This is a genomic window from Shewanella sp. SM73 (assembly GCF_025653795.1).
Classification (GTDB): domain Bacteria; phylum Pseudomonadota; class Gammaproteobacteria; order Enterobacterales; family Shewanellaceae; genus Shewanella; species Shewanella oncorhynchi.
Map to the genome: position 1 here is coordinate 254,770 of NZ_JAKKRY010000003.1, position 22,411 is coordinate 277,180.

Sequence of the window (22,411 nt, forward strand, 5' to 3'; positions counted from 1 at the left end):
CTGAGGTCAATTCTAACTAGATGGCCAAATTAACCGTACCACTACAAACAATGGGTGGCTTAGAAAAACTTGAATAACATCGATTGTTAGATGTGTTCATTTATGATGAATGTATAAAACGGCGTAGTTTCATCCTCGATTAACTCACGTACTGAATTAAGCTGTAATCGTTTTGATACCGCTTTAAAAAAGCGCAAAGCCAGTTCATTTTCTTTGAACGTAGCGACCAGTATTGGTGTGCTAATCTGCTCAAATATTTGACGGACTACTTCGAGCGCAATCCAACCACCGCGATATTTAGGAAGAATAAAGAGGTCAGCCAGTTCCCAGATAAGCCTTTTTTCATCTTCAACCCATTCTAGTAGAACAAAGCCTATCAATACTTCATTTACCCAAATGAGGTAGGCTTTTGCCTCTTGTGAGTTAACATAGGATTCAAGATCTGAGGCTGTAGAGCCATCATATAACCCATCAATGCCTATATCTTCTTTACTCCAAGATGTTGAATCAAAATAATAAAGTTGGAGCAGACGTTGTAGCGTTGTGGTGTCACTTGTTTTTAAATTGATAAGACTAACGTTTGACATCATTCATCCTGATTACCTGCGTCTTAGTATTGATGCTTGGGCACTGAAACATCCTGTTATCGAGCGTATATAATGGTATAGAGTTTTGCTTTGCTGAGGTAGCTTATTTATTTCAAATGGTTAGTGGCAGGCTGAAATCGACAGAAGTTTGCGAACCGTTACAGCTAGCGCACATGCTTTGGCGGATGCTAGCAAATACCGACGTTTAAATTGGCGTTAATTACGCGGCTAACTTGTAGTCTTATCTCAAATCAGCATAATGCTTCGAGCTGTTAAGCTTAACGCTATTGTTTACGGCAGTGGCATGCGGTACTAACCATTGTTTGTGCTTATAAAGTTTCACTATGCATTCGCTCAGTAATTTATTGTGTGGACTTGCAGTACTGTTTTCACTGACGTTCCTAACACCTTGATAAAGGATTGATTCTCCCTTTGACTCGCTCCCGCCAACCGACATCAAAGCATGTTTCCTCTAAAGAAACTGTCGCTAAGCCTTCTGCTTTAAAAGGCGCCGCTGCGGTGAGTCGACTCGCGTCCGAAGTGCAACGCGCATTTTTGCCCGATGGAGTATTGTCTAAACATATTCAAGGATTTAGTGCGCGAACAAGCCAGATGCAGATGGCACAGGAAGTGAGTGAGGCGATAGCGGCGAAGGGGAATGTAGTAATTGAGGCGGGTACGGGGGTAGGTAAAACCTTTGCGTATTTGATCCCCGCGATATTGAGCGGTAAGCAAGTCATCGTCAGTACGGGCAGTAAAAACTTGCAAGAGCAGTTGTTTTTTAAAGACTTACCCGCGCTGGTCGCCATGTTGGGGATTGAGCCTAAACTGGCTCTACTAAAGGGCCGCAATAATTATCTGTGCCAGTGGCGACTCGATAAGCAAATGAGCGAGGCGACACATATCGATGCGCGTTTGTTGGATGATTTGTTGAAAATCAATCAGTGGGCGAGCACCTGTAAAGATGGTGATATTGGCGGTTTAACCTCAGTGCCTGAGAATTCTTCGGCGCTGCCACTTGTGGTCAGCACTAAGGAAAGCTGTATTGGTAAGCGCTGCGATTTTTACGATGCCTGCTTTACCCGCAAGGCGCGCAGCCGTGCTCTGGATGCTAAAATCATTGTGGTTAACCACCATTTATTTTTCGCCGATAGCGTACTGAAAGACACGGGCTTTGCCGAGTTATTACCCGATCCTGATATGGTGATTTTCGATGAAGCGCATTTATTACCCGATATTTGCGTTAACTATTTTGGCCAGCAATGTTCGAGTCGTACTATCGATGATTTCATTCAAAAGCTACTCGCTATTTATCAGACTGAACTCAGTGATACTGGGCAACTCGCCCAATTTTGCCAGCGTTGCCTCGCTAAATTAAGTGATTGGCATAATCAGTTATATTCCTGCGGCGAATCCGATTGGCGTTTAGTGCTGGGCAATAAAGCGCTCGCAGGGGCGTCATGGGATTTATTAGCGGAATTAACTGCGCTGCAGAATTTATTAATGGCCCATATTGGCCGCAGTGAATTGTTAGATGATATCGCCATTAAGTTGGCTGAGCTGAATAACAAGCTCAGTGTGTTTTTTAACTGCGATAATAATCTGGCGGCCTACAGCATCGAATTTGGTAGTCGCTTTGTGGTGCTGCGAATTTCACCAATCAATATTGCCCGTGAGTGCCAACAGTTATTTGTGCCCGAAACCAGCTGGATATTTACCTCGGCAACTTTGCAGGTTAACCGCAGTCTTGTTCATTTTGCCCGAGAAATGGGTATCGTCGATGCGCAGCAAAGCATTCTCGACAGTCCCTTCGATTATCCCCGCCAAGCGGTATTTTGTGTGCCGAGACAACTTGGGAGCGTGACCAATCAACAGCAAGCGTTAAAGCAGCTGGTGGATGTGTGCGTGCAAGCGATAGATGCGGCGCAGGGACGGACTTTTATTTTATTTACCAGCCATAAAATGCTCGAACAAGCGGCGCTGGCATTGCGAACTCGCACTCAGTATCCGCTGCTGGTACAAGGCCAAGCGGGTAAACAGAGTCTGCTGACTAAGTTTCGCCAACTCGGCAATGCGGTATTGCTCGGTACCAGTAGTTTTTGGGAAGGGGTGGATGTGCGCGGCAAATTGTTAAGCTGCGTGATTATCGACAAATTACCTTTTGTGTCGCCCGATGAGCCGCTGTATCGCGCCCGAGCCGACAATGTGAGTCGTCAGGGACTCGATCCTTTTACTGAAGTGTCGTTACCGCAGGCGATTATTGCGCTGAAACAAGGTGTTGGCCGTCTTATTCGTGATGAAAAAGATCGTGGTGTGCTGATCCTTTGCGATAATCGCATTGTGAATCGCTACTATGGCCAAGCTTTTTTAAACTCGCTGCCACCGATGGCGCGCACCCGTGACCTAGAAAAGGCATTGGCATTCTTGAGAACAATCCCCTGAGAGTCGTCTATGGCTTACCTAGCATACGTAAACTTGTCCTATTTGCCGGATATGGGATTCTGAGCTAAGTATTGAGCCGTTAAACATATTGTAAGGATATAAAAACGGAGGTAAAAATTGCCACCTGTGAGCAATAGATGGCAAACACCCTTGGAGGTTGGGTCAAGTGGCATCCTGCCTAATGGTTCCATTCAAAATAAATAATTCTTCGGCCTTTGGTTTTAGATTTTTAGTGAATTAATGGCATTCTTTGCAAGCATCTGCTGGTGCTTTTTCTTGATGAGCGATATGGCAATTGGTGCATGTTAAAACGCCATCATGTTTAGTATGAGCTTCGCCTGCGAGTGTTTTCATTTCTCCATGGCATGATACACATTGCTGATTTTCAAAAACATAATCCGCTGAAGGTTTTTTATCTTTATGGCAGGATTCACAGTCAGATCTTTCAGAATGACTGTCGGCAAGTGATACCGCCATTAAATTAGTTGAAAAGCACAGTGCGCACATTAGCATCATCTTTTTAAGCATGTTATTTTCCTTTTTTATTGTTGGTTAAATCATCATTCTGAAGCGAGTAAATCACATATCTAGCTATGAAATATGTAACTTGAAGTTGGAACTGTATTTTTTCTCGCTGTTTTATTAGTGATATAAACGGAAAGATAATATTGCTTTTGCTTGGTGCGTAAGTTTAATAATCGAGAATTTTACACCTCAAGCTTTAGCAGTCTTGCGTGTGTATAATAGTTTTTTAATATGACAAAACCTTGATCGTTATCAAAGGTTAACGGGTGAGTTATTTTTTAGCGTTAAAGTATGATCAAGGTTATATTGCGGAATGTAAAAGACTAATGATTTAAATCTGGATTATGTAATTTATATTTTTGATGTTTATTTAAAAATTCTATATTTTAGAAAATATATTGATTTTACTTTTTCTAGTCGGATGTGTGATATTTATTTTGGTCTTAAAACAATAGGCGAAGCCAAAACGGGCTTCGCCTATGATGTTTAATGTTGAGTAGCAGAGCTGCAATTACACATTAGTTTCTGGCTTGTAGAGCTCAGAAACTTGCAGTTACCCCAGCATAAATACTGCGACTCTTTTGAATATAATCAAGGTCGGTGGCAACTTGGTCACGTTCAGAATCCGTTAGGTTAGTCACGCCAAGCTTCAGTCTAAACATAGGATTAATTTGATAATTCGCACCTATATCGAGCGAGCCATAACCCTCTGATTTGACATTGGCTCGCAAATACTGCTCGCCAGTATAATGGTAGGCGATAAAGGTGGATAAACCATCGAATGCCTGCCATTGCAGTTTCAGGTTATAGCTGTCGTCCGGTGTTAAGGTAAAAGGCGCGCCATTTTGCTTATCTTCGGCATCGGTTTTACTGTAATTACCGTTTAGGCTGAGATCTTGAGTTAAATTGTACCAAGCTTGTAATTCCCAACCAGTGATCTTGGCTTCGTTCACGTTTTGGTAAGTTAATACTGTACCAGGGACTCTATTCCAAGTTTCGGTGATAATTTTATTTTCAACATCGTTATGGAAGTAGGTGATCGAGCCACCAAAATCCGTGGTTTGATATTGGGTCGATAACTCGTAGTTCACTGAGGTTTCGGGTTGTAGATCAGGATTTCCCGCAACGGTACAGGCGCCACGACAAGCGGGGATAATATAATCGGCTTGGGATTGCGCCATATTTGGCGCTTTAAAGGCTTTGCCGCCACCACCTTTAATGACCCATTCAGAGCTTAAGTTATACACCAAATACAAGCGTGGGCTAAATTCGGTGCCGTACACATCGTGGTGATCGACGCGCCCGCCTAAGGTGATATTGAGTTCGCCTAAGCTAAATTCATCTTGTAGATACAATGCCGATTGGCTGTCGTCTAAGGTGCCATCACCTAAAATATTGCGGCTATTTTCGAGCTGGGTCCAACGGTATTCTGCACCGCTGGTTAACATGTGATCGCCAAGCAGGACAGTGGTTTGACCGTCGAGATTGTGGTTGGTTTGGGTGATATTACCAATCTCGGCGATTAACGCTGAGTCGTCAGTCACCTCAACATTTTCATAGTAATAGCGCAGGCGAGTATCGCCCCAGTTCCAGTGGCCATTATGGGTCAGACCTGAACTTATCCGCTCCGCTTGTTGGTTATTGGTGAGAATCGTGCCGTAGTTATTCCAATCAGACTCGCGTTCATCGTTGGCGTAACTTAAGTCAAATTGCAGATCTTGCTGGTTATCAATCAGCCATTGTAAATTGGCGAGGGCGCTGATTTCATCTCTGTCTTCTAGCGCATCAATAGTGGGTTTTAAGTCCGAGCGCCATGCATCGCGTTTATTGCTGTCGACGATTAAGTTTGCCAGTAATTTATCTTTGATCAGCGCGCCACTGCTGTAGAAATTGTACTTAGTGCTATCGCCACCTTTGCCACTGGTAGGTGCATCGTATTGCACGCCAACGCTGGTTTGCCAGTCCTCAGTTGGTTGACGCAGTATGACGTTAACCACACCGCCTAAAGCTTCTGAGCCGTAGAGGGATGACATAGGCCCACGCACAACTTCGATACGTTCAATGGCAGACATTGGAATAGAGGACAAGTCAAAATCGTTGCCATAACCAGAGGTTAATGCTTCGCGGGAGTTAATGCGGCGGCCATTAATCAAGATTAAAGTGTAATCTGAATCTAAGCCTCGCAGGCTGATCTCATTGCGGCCATAGGGCGTGCCTTCGCTGATGTTCACACCCTGTAAATAACGGACTGCGCTAGCGAGATCGTCTATGACGAGAGCTTCAAGTTCACTGCGGTTAATCACGGACACCGAAGCGGGCGCCGAAAGCTCCGAGTGTTTAGTTTGTGTTGCTGTGATTACCATGCGCTCCATTTCTGGAGTGGTATCTTGCGTATTTGCCGCACTAGCCCATGCTGCAGGTAATAACAAACATAAACCAATAGCGCGTGATAGCTGGCTCAACATAGGTGTCTGTGTTGCATGAGATAGATGCGAGGTTTGGCGAGTGCGATGGATAAAGCGGGGCATATCATTCTTCCTTCGGTAATTTTGGCGAATGATAATTATTCTTAATTATAGCTTCAAGCTTGGATGTCTCTCTTTTGTGTAAAGGCAGTGTAAATTTTTAGTGTTTAATAACAGTGTGATAGCCCGTATATTCGACGTGTTGCTCGCTGGCATGGTCATTCTGATTGAGCGCATTGAGCACAAGGCACTGAGTATGACGATCTGAGTCTGACTGTCGTCGGATAAATCACTAAAAAATAGTGAGAATAATCAGAAACTATCACCGCACAAAACTGCATAACGTAATATGAAACTATATCAATATGATTAATATGGACATTTTAACTGGCATAAGCTTTGCTGGCGATGTGACTTTATGTTTCGTGGTGCATTCATGTTTGTGACGTGAATCGTCGCCATACAAAATGTATTGCCAATATTTACGGAGAGAATATGAATCCAGCATTTTATAGCCTAGCCACAGTCACTGTTTTAACTTTGTCACTCGCCACTACCGAACCTGCTGTTGCCACAGATACGCCAACATTAGCTAAAGCAGCATCAGTTAAAACGGCTGGTGCTTCACAAACTGACATTGCGCAGCCCGCTGCTGCACTTACAGACACTTTATCTACCCAAATTGCAGCGGTGGATTTTGCCTTGTTCGACAGTTTCAATAAGTGCGCCGCCCCTGCTGAACTCAATAAACACGCGGCGTTTTTCACTGAAGATGTAGAGTTTTACCACGATACGGGTGGCGTGACGTGGAACCGCAAGGACATGATCGCTAATACCGAAAAATATGCCTGTGGCCATTACCGCCGCGAGTTAGTTGCGGGCACGCTGAAAGTGTTTCCGGTGAAAGAGTTTGGCGCGATAGAGCAAGGCGTTCATCGTTTTTGCAGCTTTGAAACCGGCAATTGTGAAGGTCTAGCCGACTTTGTCATTGTGTGGCGCAAACAGGACGAGCAGTGGAAAGCTACCCGAGTACTGAGCTATGGACACAGAACCGCCGAGGCCAAAACGGACTAAACCACTCAACCAAAGCTAGCTTTTAACAAAAAGCTAGTCTCTAACAAAATGCAGTAGTCGATTATTGGCGGGCATAGCCACATCTTGCTTCAGTGTTAAGCCTTGCTCGCTAGCTAAACTGCAAATCCATTCAATATCACGAATGCCGCTGGCGGGATCGCGCTGTTTTAAAAAAGTATCAAACTGGCGATTGCTGTCACTGCTAAATTCGCCTTGGTAGTTAAAGGGGCCGTAAATACACAGGGTCTTGAGTTGGGGCAGGTACAGACCAAGACCAGTAAAAAACGCTTCAACCATATTTTTGCTCATAATATGCAAAGTGTTTGCAGTAAATACGCCATCAATATCAGGTGTTAATCCCTTCACCGGCCATGGCACAGTGACATCAAGGGTAAGTGGTAAGCGTAGGTTTGCCGCTGCGTTGGGTAGCTTGCCTTCATGCATACACCTTGCGGTAATGACCTCAATATATTCAGCTTGATCGCTGGTTTGCCAGATTAAATGGGGAAGATTTGCTGCAAAATACACAGCATGTTGCGCTGTGCCACTGCCGATTTCGAGCACATGTTGGTTGAGTGAGAATGCTTGTGTTAATACCGCTAAAATCGGCGCTTTGTTGTTTTCGCACGCTTGGGAAAACGGCAATTGGACAAGTGGCTGGGCAATTGGCATTAGTGGCATAATGGACTCTAGGTTGCTGAGATTAAAAGAGGATGACGCCGCACAAGCCTATCTTAAACCAGCAAAAAGTATAAGGCTTAAAAGATAAAATGAGCCGCGCCTTAACATTCGGAGTCTCTATCTTAGATAACTTAATCTTAGGTGCCTTAATTTTAGTGCCTTAATTTTAGGTACCGCCATTTCAGAAGCTTCCATCTCAAGCACCTCCATTTCAGGTTCTTCAAGAAGGAGTCAGCAGCCAGCTCAACTTCCTTTGTCATGTCCTGCAAAAATAGTTATCGCAATTCACTGTTGACCTCGATCTCAACTTAGATATACTCACAAATTCTGAACGCTTGTAAAAAATATAAAACAACGTCGGTATGATGCCGTGTTAAAACGAGTCTCCAAAACTGAGTGTCCAGAAGAACTGAGAGCCCAGAACTAAGACTTAACACTCACTTTCAGCTATCAACTTTCAACAGTTAACTTTCAACATCAAGGAATGACCATGCCAGCAGAGCGTTGCGCCTCCTACTACAATGCCACCATTGACCAAGAGTCAGATTATCCTGCGCTTGAAGGCGACATTCGAGTCGATGTGGCGATTGTGGGTGGCGGTTTTACCGGCGTGGCAACGGCGTTGGAATTATCTGAGAAGGGCTACAAAGTGGCGCTTATTGAGGCCAATAAAATTGGGTGGGGCGCGACCGGACGCAACGGTGGGCAGGTGACGGGCAGTTTGTCCGGCGATGTTGCGATGACAAAACAGCTGCGCCGCCAAATTGGCAATGAAGCTGAAGATTATGTGTGGAATTTACGTTGGCGCGGTCATGACATTATTAAAAACCGGGTGGCCAAGTACGGCATAGACTGTGATTTAAAGTTTGGTCATATCCAAACCGCCTACCAGCCAAAGCACATGCAAGAGCTTAGGGCTATGCATGATGAAGCGCAGCGCCGCGGCATGGGTGAATTTATGACGCTGGTATCCGCCGATGAAATGCCCGCCTATTTAGGCTCGCCCTTGTATCACGGCGGCTTAGTCAATCGGCGCAATATGCATTTGCACTCAGTTAATTTATGCCTTGGTGAAGCCCGCGCGGCAGCAGGTCTTGGGGCGTTAATCTTTGAACACTCACCCGTACTTGATATTGAAGAAGGCGATGTGGTGACTGTTGTCACTGCCAAGGGAAAAGTGCGCGCCAATAGTGTGCTGATCGCGGGTAATGCTTACCATAAACTCGCCCGTCCAAAACTGCGCGGTATGTTATTTCCGGCGTCCTTAGGCAATTGCGCCACTGCGATTCTGCCCGATGATGTCGCTTTGCAAATCAATCCGCAGGATTTAGCCGTGTACGATTGCCGCTTTGTACTGGATTACTATCGCCTGACCGCGGATAAACGGCTGATGTTCGGCGGCGGCACTAATTACAGCGGCCGCGATCCTAAAAATGTGGCTGCAGAATTACGGCCTGCGATTGAGCGTACGTTTCCACAATTAAAGGGCGTTGATATCGAATTTGCCTGGGCGGGAATGGCGGGAATTGTGATTAACCGTATCCCGCAGCTCGGCAAAGTGTCGCCTAATGTATTCTATTGCCAAGGATATTCTGGGCACGGAGTAGCGACATCGCACATTATGGCCGAGATAATGGCCAATGCGATGGACGGGGAATTGCGTGAGTTTGATTTGTTTGCGGCCATGCGCCATATCCGCATTCCGTTAAATGAATGGTTCGGCAATCAAGCGCTTGCATTAGGCATGTTGTATTACACTTTGCGAGAAAACTGGCGCTAGTTTGCGCCGTGTTGTCTGCTACCAATCAATTTGCTCAAACAGTATTTAATCCTGCTCGGCGAGTTTTTCGGCAAGATAATCAACCAATACGCGGATCTTGGCCGACAGGTGGCGATTTTGCGGATAGAGTGCCCAAATGCCTTCTTTGGCTTCGCGGTGAGTGTCAAGGAAGGAGAGCAACCGTCCGGCTTGAATATCTTCTTCAATATAATAATCAGGCAGTTGAACTATCCCTATGCCTTTTAGTGCCGCATCCCTTAATGCGTAGCCGCTGTTACAATTAAGATTGCCGCGGACTTTAATATTGCGCTCGCGGCCATTTTCTACAAAGCGCCAGTAATTATGATTACCAATCAAGCAATTGTGCTGGCTAAGTTCAGATAAGGTATGGGGCTGGCCGTATTTTTCCACATAGCTTGGTGAGGCGGCGACATAGTGGGTACGGCTGCTGAGCGGTTTGGCCATCAAACTCGAATCGGCGAGTTTTCCGAGGCGAATCGCCAGATCATAACCGCCTTCAATCAAGTCCAAGGTGCGATTGGTCAAGTCGACGCTAAATTCAACACTGGGATATTGCACCATAAAATCATTGAGTAACGGCATGATAAATTTCTCGCCATAGGCGACTGGCGCCGTGAGCTTGACTAAGCCTTGGGGTGAGTCCTTTAGGTTTGAGATGGCGCGCTCGGCTTCTTCTAACCCAGTTTGTAATTGGCGGCAATGACGATAATAAATCGTGCCTTCTTCGGTTAACGACACTTTGCGGGTGGTGCGGTAAAAGAGTTTTGTGCCGAGGCGATTTTCTAAGGTGCTCACTTGGCGGCTAACGTGGGCGGTGGAGATATTTAGCCGCTGCGCCGCTAGGGTAAAACTTTCGGCCTCGGCCACGGCGACAAATTCAGAAATGCCATCCCAGAGATACATTGTTGTTACTCGGTAAAAATGAATTGCTTGAATACTAGATTGTCTCTCGCTGAGAAACAAATACAATCCTCCTATTCAGTAGCATCAGTACAATGGGTGCAAGAATTTGCTTGGCCTGAATTGAATTTATGATACACCAATGACTTACTCCTATTACCTATTCAAGGGACGTAACAATGTCGAACGAAAAACCGCAGTTTATTAAATCAAAGGCCGCTGTTGCTTGGGGGCCAGGACAACCACTTAAGATTGAAGAAGTGGATGTGATGTTACCTAAAGCGGGCGAAGTCTTAGTGCGCATTGTGGCTACGGGTGTTTGCCACACGGATGCCTTTACCCTGAGCGGTGATGATCCAGAAGGGGTATTTCCGGCGATTCTAGGCCACGAAGGCGGCGGTATCGTTGAGCAAGTTGGCGAGGGTGTGACCAGTGTACAAGTGGGCGATCATGTGATCCCACTTTATACCCCAGAGTGCGGCGAGTGTAAGTTCTGCCTATCGGGCAAAACTAACCTATGCCAAAAAATCCGTGCGACCCAAGGTAAAGGCTTAATGCCCGATGGCACCACGCGTTTTTATCTTGATGGCAAGCCTATTTTCCATTATATGGGCTGCTCGACCTTCTCTGAATATACTGTGCTGCCTGAAATCTCATTGGCGAAAGTCAATAAGAGCGCGCCATTAGAAGAAATTTGTCTGCTGGGTTGCGGCGTGACCACTGGTATGGGCGCTGTGATGAACACGGCCAAAGTGGAAGAAGGTGCGACCGTGGCGATTTTCGGCCTCGGCGGTATCGGTTTATCGGCGATTATCGGTGCTACTATGGCCAAAGCCAGTCGCATTATCGCGATTGATATCAACGAATCTAAGTTCGAGTTAGCCAAAAAACTCGGCGCGACCGATTGCATCAACCCTAAATTACTCGATAAGCCTATCCAAGAGGTGATCGTTGAAATGACTGATGGCGGCGTAGATTACTCATTCGAGTGTATCGGCAACGTCAACGTGATGCGCAGCGCCTTAGAGTGTTGCCATAAAGGGTGGGGAGAGTCGGTGATCATCGGTGTTGCCGGTGCTGGTCAAGAGATTTCAACCCGTCCATTCCAATTAGTTACTGGCCGAGTATGGCGCGGTTCTGCCTTTGGCGGTGTGAAAGGGCGTTCTGAACTGCCACACATTGTTGAGCGTTACATGGCGGGTGAGTTTAAGCTCGATGATTTTATCACCCATACTATGGGGCTGGAGCAAATCAATGAAGCGTTCGAGCTGATGCACGAAGGTAAGAGCATCCGTAGCGTGATCCATTTTGATAAATAAGCGATTTTGCACGCTAAGTTGATGCTTCAGCTTGATGTGACAAACCGGCAGACAGGTGCAAATCTGTCTGCTGTGTTGCCAACTGAGCAGACGATAAGCGTCATGACTTAATGCTAAGACAAACGCTATGACTAAGTGCTAACAGATTGAGCTTAAAAGGACTTGTATGACCATAGAAAATATCAGTTGTAACAAGAGTTTTGGCGGTTGGCATAAGCAGTATCGCCATCAATCTCAGTCATTAAACTGCGAGATGCGCTTTGCCATTTATCTGCCGCCTGAGGCGGTGAATAAACCAGTGCCTGTGCTGTATTGGCTTTCAGGTCTAACCTGTACCGATGAAAACTTTATGCAGAAGGCGGGTGCACAGCGCATGGCAGCGGTACTTGGGATGGCGATTGTCGCCCCTGATACCAGTCCTCGCGGTGACGATGTGCCCGATGCAGCAGATAAAGCTTACGATTTAGGCTTAGGCGCGGGGTTTTACCTCAATGCGACAAAAGCACCTTGGAATCGTCATTACAAAATGTACGATTACATAGTCCATGAGCTACCTACCTTGATTGAAGCGCATTTTCCTGTCACTACCCAGCGCGCCATCTCCGGCCATTCAATGGGCGGTCATGGTGCTTTGGTGATTGGTCTGAGTAATCCACACAGATACAGCTCAATTTCGGCCTTTAGCCCGATTTCGAATCCAAGTAATGTACCTTGGGGTATTAAAGCCTTTAGCGAGTACTTAGGTGAAAATCGTGAACATTGGCGCCAGTATGATGCCTGTGAGTTGCTTAAGCTCGCGATTAGCGAAGTGCCAGTACTGATTGACCAAGGTGAAGCCGATAGCTTTTTAGATACCCAATTGATGCCACAATCGCTGGTGGATATCGCCCATACCAAGGGTTATCCCTTGGATGTGCGGATGCAAGCGGGGTACGATCACAGCTACTACTTCATCGCGAGCTTTATTGAAGAGCACCTTAAGTTCCATAGCTTGTACTTTAAGCCTTAAACCCATTTAAGATATTGATACAAAAGGCGCAGTGATATTGTTTTATCACTGCGCCTTTTGTTTACCCAATACTGTCTCTTGGTCGTTGGATAGCTTAGAAACATGTCACGCTTGAACATTAATTTGGTTGAATAAAACATTTATCAACAGTAAGTTAGTATTCAATATTTAGGAATTTGAAACGTATTTACAGGAGATTTGATGAGGATCGTTAAACTTGCCATGTTAGGCACATTGTTGATATTAGGGGGATGTGCATCGTACACCACCCCTGGTGGTAGTGTGCAGCTGAGTTCGTTAGCTGAATCGGATATCAACTTACTTATGTCCAAAGAGCCTGCTGCGGTGTTTCCTGCAAATATTTCGGTAGCGCGTATTCAAGCTCCCGGTTATTTATCCTATCGAGTAAGCAGTTTTGGTACAGGTCGTTATAGCGTGGTGACGACCCGCGAAGTTGAGACGGAAGCTGACTTTGCTCGGTTAGCTAAAATGCCACAAGTGTCAGGTATTGCGCCATTAAATCGCATTTTACTCCCTGAGAATTTGGACTCGATAAAATCCTTACGAGAAGCCGCTGCGAGATTAAAAGCGGATATCTTACTTATCTATACCTTCGATACTTCATTCCATGCGGGTGAACAACAGTTTGCTCCACTCAATGTGGTGTCTTTGGGTTTCTTAAAGAATAAAGAGATCAGTGTAACGACGACTGTTTCTGCTGCATTTTTTGATGTTCGGACTGAATATCTTTATGGACTTGCCGAATCTACCGCGAAAGAGACGGGAAATGCTAGCGTATGGGGAACGTCTGAAGCGGTAGATGATTTGCGGGTGATTACCGAAAAAACGGCATTTACGCAGTTAATCCCTGAAATAGAAAAAGCTTGGGCGGGTATTATTTCGCAGTATTCCCAGAAAAAATCGTAATCCAGTTAATGCAATAAGAATTCAAATACTGACTAAAAAATGCCGCAACTCACTGAGTTGCGGCATTTTTTATGGTGCAATTTAAGCAATTAGCGGGAGTGAATTAATACTCAGCACTCAGCACTCAGCACTCAGCACTTAGCACTCAACAATGTTAACCGCTAAACCACCTTTGGCAGTTTCTTTGTATTTGCTGCGCATATCTTTGCCTGTATCCATCATGGTTTTGATCACTTTATCTAGTGAAACCTTATGGTTACCGTCACCGCGTAGGGCCATACGAGAAGCGTTAATGGCTTTGATCGCGCCCATGGCATTACGTTCGATACAAGGCACTTGCACTAGGCCGCCCACAGGATCGCAGGTTAGACCTAAGTTATGTTCCATGCCGATTTCAGCCGCGTTTTCAACGTGCTCAACCGTACCGCCCATGATCTCAGTCAGTGCGCCAGCTGCCATAGAACAGGCCACGCCCACTTCACCTTGGCAACCGACTTCGGCGCCCGAAATTGAGGCATTTTTCTTGTACAAAATACCAATCGCAGCGGCAGTTAATAGATAACGGGCGCAGACATCGATATCCACTTCTTGTACGAAGGTATCGTAATAGCATAATACGGCAGGAATAATTCCCGCAGCACCGTTTGTTGGCGCAGTGACGACGCGATCACCGGCCGCATTTTGCTCGTTGACCGACAGGGCGAATAAATCGACCCAATCCATAGCGGTTAATGGATCGACATTGTTACGGCCTTCGGCTTTCAAACGGCGGTACAGTGCAGGAGCACGACGACGCAGTTTTAGGCCGCCAGGTAAAATACCTTCCTTCTGATAACCGCGTTCGATACAGGTTTTCATCGTCTGCCAAATATTCCACAGCTTGGCTTTGACTTCATCTTCAGTGGCTAAACTCAGTTCGTTCGCCATCATTAAAGAAGAAATGCTGAGACCTTGCTCGCCGCATAATTCCAGTAAATGAGCCGCACTCACAAAATCAAAAGGAGCCGATTCAATTTGTGAGGCTGGCGATGCATTACGTTGGCTAATTTCATCTTCATCTAAAATAAAGCCGCCACCCACTGAGTAGTAAGTGCGATCAAAAATGCATTCTCCTTTACAGTAAGCGTACAAGGTCATGGCGTTAGCATGTGCGGGTAGCGTTTTGCGTCTGTGATAGGTAATGCCTTGCTCACGGGTAAACTTAACTACTTTGCCACAGTGCAGCGTTAAGGTTTCGTCCTTGGAGACGTGTTCTAAAATACCGTCGATACTGTCAGTGTCCACGGTTTCGGGATCTTCGCCCATTAAGCCTAAAATCACTGCTTTGCCCGTGCCGTGGCCTTTGCCTGTTTGGCCGAGGGAGCCAAAGAGTTCGGCTCTTAATTCATCAATCTGGGTCACGAGTCCTGAGTCAGTCAGGTTTTGCATAAAGATTTTGCCCGCTTTCATTGGGCCGACGGTATGTGAACTCGATGGACCTATGCCGATCTTGAACATGTCAAATACGCTAATCATGATAGAAGTCCTGTTGTGTCTTGTTTATTATTTTAGTCTGAGTGCATGGGATTGCTCGCTCTGCAGATTGAAGCACGCTAATCTTGCGCGTGTACTCTGGTCAGTGGCGGCGTTCTTTCATGCGAAATCTGCTTGTGTGATACTCTAACGCCAGTATCCCATAGATTAGTGTGACAATTCACATTAGTTTTTTTTATTCGTAATAGTTCGGATAAGCTGAACTTAATTGGGACTTTTTTACAGGCCATTTTATGGCCAAGAATACAGGCTTCGATAGCGCTACAAGGGTAGGTGGCTCGCTTTTTTTAGCTTTTTTGTGAGCGTGGACTACTTATGGCTTGAGTGGTTATTTTTTGAGTATTAATGAATATTTTTAGGGAGAAGTATGAGCTATTTAATGTTGGATTTACTGTCGTTGGACGTCAGTGAGGCTGAATCTGAGATGCTACGCCATCCACAGGTGGGCGGTTTAATCCTATTTTCCCGCAATTTTTCGAGCCGTGATCAGTTGATCCGTCTGGTACAACAGATACGCCAAATCCGCCCAGAAATATTAATTGCCGTAGATCACGAGGGTGGCCGAGTACAACGCTTCCGCGATGGCTTTACCGTTATTCCCGCCATGGGCGACATTTTACCCGCAGCAAAGGGCGATATGGTATTGGCCAAGCGTTGGGTCTGTGAGCTCGGTTTCTTGATGGCAATCGAATTACTGGCTTGCGATATCGACTTAAGTTTCGCGCCCGTATTGGACTTAAACGGCGTGAGCCAAGTCATAGGTAAACGCAGCTTTAGCCCAGAGCCCGCCGAGGTGATTACATTGGCCGAAAGCTTTATTGCTGGCATGGCCGCAGCTGGCATGGGCGCCGTGGGTAAACATTTCCCCGGGCACGGCAGTGTAGTGGCGGATTCGCACTACGAGAAACCCATTGATGAACGTGATGCCGAGGCGATTTTTGCAAAGGATATCCTGCCGTTTAAAGAATTGATCGCAAAAGAAAAGTTATTAGGCGTGATGCCCGCGCACGTGGTTTACCCTAAAGTCGACCCCAACTCTGCTGGCTTCTCTGAATATTGGCTAAAACAAGTGCTGCGTAAAGAACTTGGCTTTAACGGGGTGATTTTCTCTGACGATCTCGGCATGCAAGGCGCAGGATTTGCGGGCGATTACCGTGCAAGGGCCAGCGCCGCCTTAGCCGCAGGTTGCGACATGATTTTAGTGTGTAATGACAATGCGGGCGTAATGTCGCTACTCGATGGCTTTACTTGGCCTGCGAGCGCGCCACAGTATCCTGCGAGTTTACTTAAACCCAATGCCTCGCAAACGGCAGCGGCGCTCGATAATACGGCCCGTTGGGAAAATGCCAAACAGCTTGCCGAGCAAATTTGTTTGGCCCAACAGGCGAAAGTTTGATGTAGCGCAAGGTGTGAGATCACTCTTTTGCTAGGGTTAGTTAATTCACTGTGATTAAAAATGATTAAAAGGCCTTGATATGATTTTCTATCTTCATGGATTTGATGCTACTAGCCCAGGTAATCACGAAAAAATGCGTCAGTTGCAATTTATTGACCCTGATGTGCGTTTGATCAGTTACAGCACTTTGCACCCTAAGCACGACATGCAACACTTGCTCAAGGAAGTCGCTAAGCAAATGCAGCATTGCGACGATCCCGCGCCGTTAATGGTTGGCGTGGGACTCGGCGCTTATTGGGCCGAACGGATTGGATTTTTGAATGGTCTTAAATCAGTACTGATTAATCCTAATTTGCACCCAGAAAATAATATGCAGGGCAAGATTGATCGCCCAGAAGAATATGCCGATATTGCCAATAAGTGCGTGTCGCAATTTCGTGAAAAGAATACTCACAAGGCCATGTGCATATTTTCTGTGAATGATGAGATGTTCGATAATCAGCAACTCGCCAGTGAATTAAGCGCCTATTATTCGATTGATTGGGATGACGTTCAGCCCCACAAATTCCCCCAACTCGCTGCCCATCTGCCCAAAATAAAAGCCTTTAAGTTGGCTTGATTGAATAAAAGTATCACTCCTCTTTTTATATTTAAGAGGGGAGTGGATTTATCTCATCGGCTATTTCGCCTTATGGTTTTGGCTTTTAATACTTCAAACCGCGCACATTGTGACTATGGGTATATATTTCAGTAGGGCATATTGAGGGCTCTAGATTATAAAATCGACTGTATTGGTTTTGGACTTAAATGTGTAGGAAAGTAGTCTAGGGTGGCTGCGACTTTTGGTTTTGTTTTTAGGGGATTAGCGTTGGCTGGTATCTACTTGCACAGGCTTGCCATGGCATTGACTCACCGACGCGCAGCTAGTCCATCCTTGGATGCTCGACCGCCCCGTCCATGGGGCGGACGGTCGTCTCGCTAATCACCATGGCGCACCTTTTGTGCATTCACGTAACCTGTAGATTTAAAAGACATACGCAACACACTTTTGGACAAAACCTTGTTAGATAATTGGCTCTTTTTAGCCAAATTCGGATTAGCTATTCTTGGAGTAACGTCTTATCGATTTTCAAGTAATACAATGGCATGGTTTGTAACAAAGATAAGGTTGTTTGCCCAGTACCAAAGTCATCGATAGCCACTAAAATCCGCAACTGGCATAAGCTTTCAATACGCTGGCGCCACGTTAAACGCAATCCTAAAGCCCGAGTCAACCTTCATATCGGCAAAATCTTTTAATGCCTGCTCAAAAATATAGTTAGTTAATGGAACAATTAATTTGTCCTCTTCGGCAATGGGAATCAACAAATCAGGTCGCACTAGCCCATTTGCGGGTGCTGCCAACGTACTAATGCCTCGACTCCCTTAGCTTTACCTTTCTCGGCACATCACTGGCTGATAAACTAAGAAAAACTCTTCTTTCTCTATTCCACTACAATGTCATCGGTGAGGGAATGGCGAGTAACTCTTGAATCGAGTACAAATAGGATAGAGCCCGTAAGTAAGACGATGCTAACTGGCCATGAAATGGCCAGAAATATCCATAAGAAATGCCAGAAAAATGCGGGGGACATTTCTAATAACACTGAAAAATTGTTCTCTTCAGAATCTAGTGTTATCACCTTATTTTTTATAAACTCGAGTGATTCAGGGATCGTGTTGCCAGTTATGGATAAAGCGACATTGATAACAGCGCTGGGAAACACATTCGGCTGTACAAAGGAGTCTAATAAATATCTCCCTTCTTTAATGAAGGCGGCGCCGCGCTTAGAGATAGGATCCTAGTTTAATGATACTACTGCTGGCACTGACATATTGACGAAGGTTAACAAGTAATGAATTACTATAAATTAGGTATAAATTCGGAAAGTAAAAAATGGATGAATTATATGAATCCTAGTTCATTTTTTATAGATGGCGAAGGAAATGAATTAAGTGATGTGAAACTATCTGCGATTCAATCTGGATTCAAAGGTGTTTTATATTTCAATGCCTTAAACGAAGGTAAATCACCTCCGGTTGTCTCGGTTGGAACCAGGTTGTTGGCGTTTAATGAGGATGTCTTTTTTGAGGGCGATATTAATGTTAGTGGTGTCCAGTTAATACCATTTATAAATAGGCATAACAATTTAAAGTATGTGTTGATGCATGTATTTAATTATATTGACTGCGTTGATTGGGAATATTCTAAAATTGAACGCTGGCCTCTGGGCTACATTCCAGAAGTTTGGGAATCAAAGCGTGGGCGATTTTTTATTGAACCAGTTGTCTATAAGGACAAAATACCTGAAAACTTAGACGCCTTTCGTTTGTATGAGTGGGGTGGTGCATTTAATATAATAATATCCGAAGCTTTCAAAGATAAATTGTTGTCTGTGGAGTTTGATAGTTCCCTTCTTGATTTTAAACCACTATCTCTTAAATAATAAATGCCGAAGAGGTTATTAAACATCCTCGGCATAATTTTGTTTGTATATCCATCCCTCAACTTTGTAGGCGCATATTGATGCGGGACACATATTGGGCAAGGTTCTTGGTGTGCAGGTCAATACCCACAGATTATTGACCATTACAATGCTGATGACTTGGTAATATCATAGCAACTGTCTAGAACCACGGTGAACAGCTCCTAGACAGCCAGCCCCCGCAGTGCTTTTAGATTCTTTCACGTACGTAATCTCCTAATTCTATGATGTTTCCAAATTCAAGATATATACCTTTCCCATCTAGAAGCCTATATGACTTAAAATCTCTACGAAAGAACACAACAGCATCTAATGTCTTTAATTGATAAACGAGCCACCAATTCTGCCCTTCCTTTTTTGGGTAGCTCTGACGACATGATTTTAGGTACTCTTTTATAGACAAACCACGAATTTTTCTTCTATCTAAGTCTGCCTCCTTCATTACATCCGGAGGATAAACATATGCACTAAGTTTTGCAGCAGAGATACCTAAGAATTCCGCCTGTCTTTCTAATTCACTTGAAGGATTAATTATTTCTTCCAGTTCTGACTGTGTGAGATTGCTATAAATGTTATTTTTACCACATATTCCGCAATGAAATGAAAGATTAATTTCATTACTGGTCATAAAGCCATCAAAAAAACACGCGTCGACTTCATTATATTTTTCACAATACTTACACTTTAATGATGCTGTTGCTGACATTGTTATCCCTACAAAAAGCTAACGTCTTAGTATTTATGCGCTGCGCTGTTTGCAGGGCATAAATCGCTTGTCGGACATGGCCGCTGCCACATCCGTGTCAATTGGTATAAATGATGCTATAGGAATTTGCTTTTTTGCGGTAGCGGTTTTTATTCCGTTTGAAAGGTAATTAGTTGATATCTATGACTGGATGTTACCCTATGAACCAGACTAGGAAAGTCTGATTCACTAGCTAATTTTTGGACAAAAATGAGTTAGGTTATTAACTCTAATTTGTGAGTTTCGGATTAAAATTTTTATGGGTTTAACGCTGCATTAAGGTGTGAGCGACTCTTGGTTATACTTGAGCGAAGCGAAACTGCCAAGCGTTGCGAATCACTCTTAAATGCTTTGTTATGTCACATTACGGTTTACATAGAATATGAGCTTGAACGCCGTACTCTCTACACGAACTAACAAATGTATTAATAAGCCAGATTAACTGTACGTAATGAGGCTTACATTTATAGTTAGGGTTACCGATTTTCCTTAGCTCTGGTGTAAGCTTACTTTTCCTCAAAAATGGAGTAGCAAGAACTATTTTCTTTATCGCATTTGGGTTTTGATTTAAATTATCTAACGCATTTTCGAGGTCACTCCAGTTAGTAGCACCCATCACCCTAGGGATCTGTGTAGACTCATAGCATTGGTCCCATTCATTCTCATACTTAGTTTTAAAAAGCTTCTTATCAGCTTGAGTTCGACCGATATTTTTTAAAGCTTGAGCAACTACTTCATGAAATGCACTTGCTCCATAAGTATCTTTTTTGACAAATTTTGAGTGAATAAAAGCAATTTCTGATACCGCTCCATTATTTTTAATTGCTATATGATCAGCCCACTCGTCATTCATATCGTCACAAATAGTGATGTCGTAACTTTGGCAATACCCGTCCTCAACAGCTCTAAACAAAGATGAGGTAGGAAAACGATCCAGCGTGTTTGAATGTGGTTTTTCTTTCTCGCTAGCGACACTACCAAAATTAAAACTGTCGTCGAACACATTAAGTATATAATCAATGCTATCTAGCAAGCTACCATCTTCAAAACATGAACGTGAGTAGTACGAATAGGTAGGAGTATCGAATATTGCAGAGAACGTTTTTTCCTTATTCAGATAACCAGTCAAAGTATATTCTTCATTTGAATCTTCAACAATAATTGAATTCAACAAAGAACTTCTCACTGTGATTACAGTTTTTGCGCAAGTAATGCTTAGAGGAATTTTTACCCAACGAAAATCAGCTTCATTATTTATGATTCGAATAGGTGATCTCAGTTGATTGAATAGTCTCTTAATTTGTATGTTAGTAAGAGCTGTGCCATCTGTAGTTTTTAAAGTGGCGGTCCCAGTAGTAACTTTCTCTTCAATTTCACTTACGTCGAGAAATAAGCCAACCACAACATGCCCTGACTTTATGATGTCCTCTAAGCAAATCGGAGATGCAAAATTATTCAAAAACTCACTTGCGTTAGTAGTTATATTGAGTTCATTTTTAGTTTCAATTGCCCAATCGATTAAACCATCTAAAGACGATTTCTTATCTCGATGGCTCACACGAGAGGTGCTAGGTGTTAACGTATATACCTCTGTGCCAATTTTCATTCTGAAGTTAGTCGGTATGGAGCGACTTGAAGATGCGATAGGAATAATACCGTTTAAGCTTTTTGCTTCGAGGGATCTAGAACGTATTACAGCATTAGATATACTCATGTTTTTCATTGCAACGCGTTCATATTCAGGATGCTGACTACCAAAAAAATGACAAAATTTATCGTACTCGTACTCTTTAATACATTTTTCAAATAGCTTTTCAGGCAAGTCTACATATTTCTTTAGTATGACTAATGCATCATCACACTCTAACAACAATAAGTAAGCATACTTATCCTCTGTAACACCACTACCGGATAAGAAAGATGGTTCAGCTTGCACTTTATAAGCAACTAAAGAATATGTCGCATCATTCCCTGTTATAGTTGTATGCTGCTGCCTAACTATGTTGAACAGGTAATTTCCCACTCTATCTTCAGAAAGACTTCGAAACGCCTTTCTAACCGATGCTGCCGATAAGCTTTTATTTAGTTTATAAAACTGTGCATTCTTACTGATACACAAATCATCTATACTCATATTTGACACCCGAATTGAATAATGCATCGGAACTATACAACAGTTCACACTGTTTCATATATGAGAACAATCAATAATTACGACTATTGCAGTGAACCTTGTGACATAACATTTTATTAGTGCGCATGCGCGTTTACCTCATTAGACCAGTGAAAACGCGCACAGTTAACTAGCTGTATACAAAGAACTTATCAGCTTTCTATCAAATACACCACCTGGAAAAACGCGCATGCGCGTTTTCCAAACCTATTAACTAATTTTGGAAAAGTATATACAAATGATTTTAAAGAGTTTTGTTAATTTTAGGCTGGATAAACGCGCAAACTAATGAGTGTAAAAACACTCAAA

Annotated in this window: 17 protein-coding genes and 1 pseudogene; 9 read left to right on the plus strand and 9 right to left on the minus strand. The window is 44.0% G+C overall.

Translation table 11 applies throughout. The features are described from left to right. Nucleotides 1-86: 86 nt before the first annotated feature. Nucleotides 87-587 (minus strand): GNAT family N-acetyltransferase, encoded by a 501-nt coding sequence (locus L5M51_RS06445; RefSeq protein ID WP_158683085.1) that lies wholly within the window; start codon nucleotides 585-587, stop codon nucleotides 87-89. Nucleotides 588-1,019: 432 nt separating this feature from the next. Here L5M51_RS06445 and L5M51_RS06450 point away from each other — a divergent pair, with 432 nt between their 5' ends. Next, on the plus strand, nucleotides 1,020-3,029 hold the full coding sequence (locus L5M51_RS06450; protein WP_263149268.1) for an ATP-dependent DNA helicase: 2,010 nt from the start codon (nucleotides 1,020-1,022) through the stop codon (nucleotides 3,027-3,029). Nucleotides 3,030-3,266: 237 nt separating this feature from the next. On the opposite strand, the gene L5M51_RS06455 is transcribed toward L5M51_RS06450, so the two are convergent. Both L5M51_RS06455 and L5M51_RS06460 read right to left on the minus strand, forming a co-directional pair. Further along, a complete protein-coding gene (locus L5M51_RS06455; RefSeq protein ID WP_028759787.1) occupies nucleotides 3,267-3,557 on the minus strand; it encodes a cytochrome c3 family protein in 291 nt (96 codons plus the stop codon). A 536-nt stretch (nucleotides 3,558-4,093) separates the two neighbouring features. Next, nucleotides 4,094-6,082, minus strand: a complete 1,989-nt coding sequence (locus L5M51_RS06460) for a TonB-dependent receptor domain-containing protein (RefSeq protein ID WP_263172008.1) — start codon at nucleotides 6,080-6,082, stop codon at nucleotides 4,094-4,096. Nucleotides 6,083-6,514: 432 nt separating this feature from the next. Here L5M51_RS06460 and L5M51_RS06465 point away from each other — a divergent pair, with 432 nt between their 5' ends. Beyond that, entirely contained in the window at nucleotides 6,515-7,093 is a 579-nt protein-coding gene (locus L5M51_RS06465) for a nuclear transport factor 2 family protein (protein ID WP_263148089.1), read from the plus strand. Nucleotides 7,094-7,126: 33 nt separating this feature from the next. Here L5M51_RS06465 and L5M51_RS06470 read toward each other — a convergent pair whose 3' ends face one another. After that, on the minus strand, nucleotides 7,127-7,774 hold the full coding sequence (locus tag L5M51_RS06470) for a class I SAM-dependent methyltransferase (protein ID WP_263172009.1): 648 nt from the start codon (nucleotides 7,772-7,774) through the stop codon (nucleotides 7,127-7,129). Between the two features lie 490 nt (nucleotides 7,775-8,264). Here L5M51_RS06470 and L5M51_RS06475 point away from each other — a divergent pair, with 490 nt between their 5' ends. Then, nucleotides 8,265-9,554 (plus strand): NAD(P)/FAD-dependent oxidoreductase, encoded by a 1,290-nt coding sequence (locus L5M51_RS06475; protein ID WP_263148093.1) that lies wholly within the window; start codon nucleotides 8,265-8,267, stop codon nucleotides 9,552-9,554. Nucleotides 9,555-9,599: 45 nt separating this feature from the next. Here the strand turns inward: L5M51_RS06475 and L5M51_RS06480 are convergent, their stop codons facing one another. Continuing rightward, a complete protein-coding gene (locus L5M51_RS06480; RefSeq protein ID WP_219252648.1) occupies nucleotides 9,600-10,478 on the minus strand; it encodes a LysR family transcriptional regulator in 879 nt (292 codons plus the stop codon). A gap of 176 nt (nucleotides 10,479-10,654) precedes the next feature. On the opposite strand from L5M51_RS06480, the gene L5M51_RS06485 reads away from it, so the two are divergent. From L5M51_RS06485 to L5M51_RS06495, 3 genes are all read left to right on the plus strand, one after another. Next, nucleotides 10,655-11,794 carry an S-(hydroxymethyl)glutathione dehydrogenase/class III alcohol dehydrogenase gene (locus L5M51_RS06485; protein WP_006081880.1) on the plus strand — a complete coding sequence of 380 codons (1,140 nt, stop codon included), beginning with the start codon at nucleotides 10,655-10,657 and terminating at the stop codon, nucleotides 11,792-11,794. A gap of 166 nt (nucleotides 11,795-11,960) precedes the next feature. Continuing rightward, complete coding sequence (gene fghA / locus L5M51_RS06490) at nucleotides 11,961-12,803, plus strand: S-formylglutathione hydrolase (protein ID WP_131524459.1); 843 nt, start codon at nucleotides 11,961-11,963, stop codon at nucleotides 12,801-12,803. A gap of 201 nt (nucleotides 12,804-13,004) precedes the next feature. Continuing rightward, nucleotides 13,005-13,730, plus strand: a complete 726-nt coding sequence (locus L5M51_RS06495; RefSeq protein WP_263172011.1) for a hypothetical protein — start codon at nucleotides 13,005-13,007, stop codon at nucleotides 13,728-13,730. Nucleotides 13,731-13,868: 138 nt separating this feature from the next. On the opposite strand, the gene L5M51_RS06500 is transcribed toward L5M51_RS06495, so the two are convergent. Further along, nucleotides 13,869-15,245 carry an L-serine ammonia-lyase gene (locus L5M51_RS06500; RefSeq protein WP_131524458.1) on the minus strand — a complete coding sequence of 459 codons (1,377 nt, stop codon included), beginning with the start codon at nucleotides 15,243-15,245 and terminating at the stop codon, nucleotides 13,869-13,871. A gap of 385 nt (nucleotides 15,246-15,630) precedes the next feature. Between L5M51_RS06500 and nagZ the strand changes: the two genes are divergently transcribed. Continuing rightward, nucleotides 15,631-16,659 (plus strand): beta-N-acetylhexosaminidase, encoded by a 1,029-nt coding sequence (nagZ, locus tag L5M51_RS06505; protein WP_263172013.1) that lies wholly within the window; start codon nucleotides 15,631-15,633, stop codon nucleotides 16,657-16,659. A gap of 79 nt (nucleotides 16,660-16,738) precedes the next feature. After that, nucleotides 16,739-17,278 (plus strand): alpha/beta hydrolase YcfP, encoded by a 540-nt coding sequence (gene ycfP, locus L5M51_RS06510; RefSeq protein ID WP_105252628.1) that lies wholly within the window; start codon nucleotides 16,739-16,741, stop codon nucleotides 17,276-17,278. 490 nt (nucleotides 17,279-17,768) lie between these two features. On the opposite strand, the pseudogene L5M51_RS22825 reads toward ycfP, so the two are convergent. After that, nucleotides 17,769-18,527: pseudogene (locus tag L5M51_RS22825) on the minus strand (EAL domain-containing protein); the annotation flags it as partial. A 27-nt stretch (nucleotides 18,528-18,554) separates the two neighbouring features. Here L5M51_RS22825 and L5M51_RS06520 point away from each other — a divergent pair. Further along, a complete protein-coding gene (locus tag L5M51_RS06520) occupies nucleotides 18,555-19,145 on the plus strand; it encodes a hypothetical protein (protein WP_263172015.1) in 591 nt (196 codons plus the stop codon). A 229-nt stretch (nucleotides 19,146-19,374) separates the two neighbouring features. On the opposite strand, the gene L5M51_RS06525 is transcribed toward L5M51_RS06520, so the two are convergent. Continuing rightward, entirely contained in the window at nucleotides 19,375-19,890 is a 516-nt protein-coding gene (locus L5M51_RS06525; RefSeq protein WP_263172016.1) for a hypothetical protein, read from the minus strand. 403 nt (nucleotides 19,891-20,293) lie between these two features. Continuing rightward, the gene (locus L5M51_RS06530; RefSeq protein WP_263172017.1) at nucleotides 20,294-22,063 is read right to left on the minus strand and encodes a hypothetical protein; all 1,770 of its coding nucleotides are present in this window, start codon (nucleotides 22,061-22,063) and stop codon (nucleotides 20,294-20,296) included. Nucleotides 22,064-22,411: the final 348 nt, after the last annotated feature.

Coding starts and splice junctions, on each gene's coding strand:
- L5M51_RS06445 (WP_158683085.1), bottom strand. CDS start 587: ATGTCAAACGTTAGTCTTATCAATTTAAAAACAAGTGACACCACAACG.
- L5M51_RS06455 (WP_028759787.1), bottom strand. CDS start 3,557: ATGCTTAAAAAGATGATGCTAATGTGCGCACTGTGCTTTTCAACTAAT.
- L5M51_RS06460 (WP_263172008.1), bottom strand. CDS start 6,082: ATGCCCCGCTTTATCCATCGCACTCGCCAAACCTCGCATCTATCTCAT.
- L5M51_RS06465 (WP_263148089.1), top strand. CDS start 6,515: ATGAATCCAGCATTTTATAGCCTAGCCACAGTCACTGTTTTAACTTTG.
- L5M51_RS06470 (WP_263172009.1), bottom strand. CDS start 7,774: ATGCCACTAATGCCAATTGCCCAGCCACTTGTCCAATTGCCGTTTTCC.
- L5M51_RS06475 (WP_263148093.1), top strand. CDS start 8,265: ATGCCAGCAGAGCGTTGCGCCTCCTACTACAATGCCACCATTGACCAA.
- L5M51_RS06480 (WP_219252648.1), bottom strand. CDS start 10,478: ATGTATCTCTGGGATGGCATTTCTGAATTTGTCGCCGTGGCCGAGGCC.
- L5M51_RS06485 (WP_006081880.1), top strand. CDS start 10,655: ATGTCGAACGAAAAACCGCAGTTTATTAAATCAAAGGCCGCTGTTGCT.
- fghA (WP_131524459.1), top strand. CDS start 11,961: ATGACCATAGAAAATATCAGTTGTAACAAGAGTTTTGGCGGTTGGCAT.
- L5M51_RS06495 (WP_263172011.1), top strand. CDS start 13,005: ATGAGGATCGTTAAACTTGCCATGTTAGGCACATTGTTGATATTAGGG.
- L5M51_RS06500 (WP_131524458.1), bottom strand. CDS start 15,245: ATGATTAGCGTATTTGACATGTTCAAGATCGGCATAGGTCCATCGAGT.
- nagZ (WP_263172013.1), top strand. CDS start 15,631: ATGAGCTATTTAATGTTGGATTTACTGTCGTTGGACGTCAGTGAGGCT.
- ycfP (WP_105252628.1), top strand. CDS start 16,739: ATGATTTTCTATCTTCATGGATTTGATGCTACTAGCCCAGGTAATCAC.
- L5M51_RS06520 (WP_263172015.1), top strand. CDS start 18,555: ATGAATTACTATAAATTAGGTATAAATTCGGAAAGTAAAAAATGGATG.
- L5M51_RS06525 (WP_263172016.1), bottom strand. CDS start 19,890: ATGTCAGCAACAGCATCATTAAAGTGTAAGTATTGTGAAAAATATAAT.
- L5M51_RS06530 (WP_263172017.1), bottom strand. CDS start 22,063: ATGAGTATAGATGATTTGTGTATCAGTAAGAATGCACAGTTTTATAAA.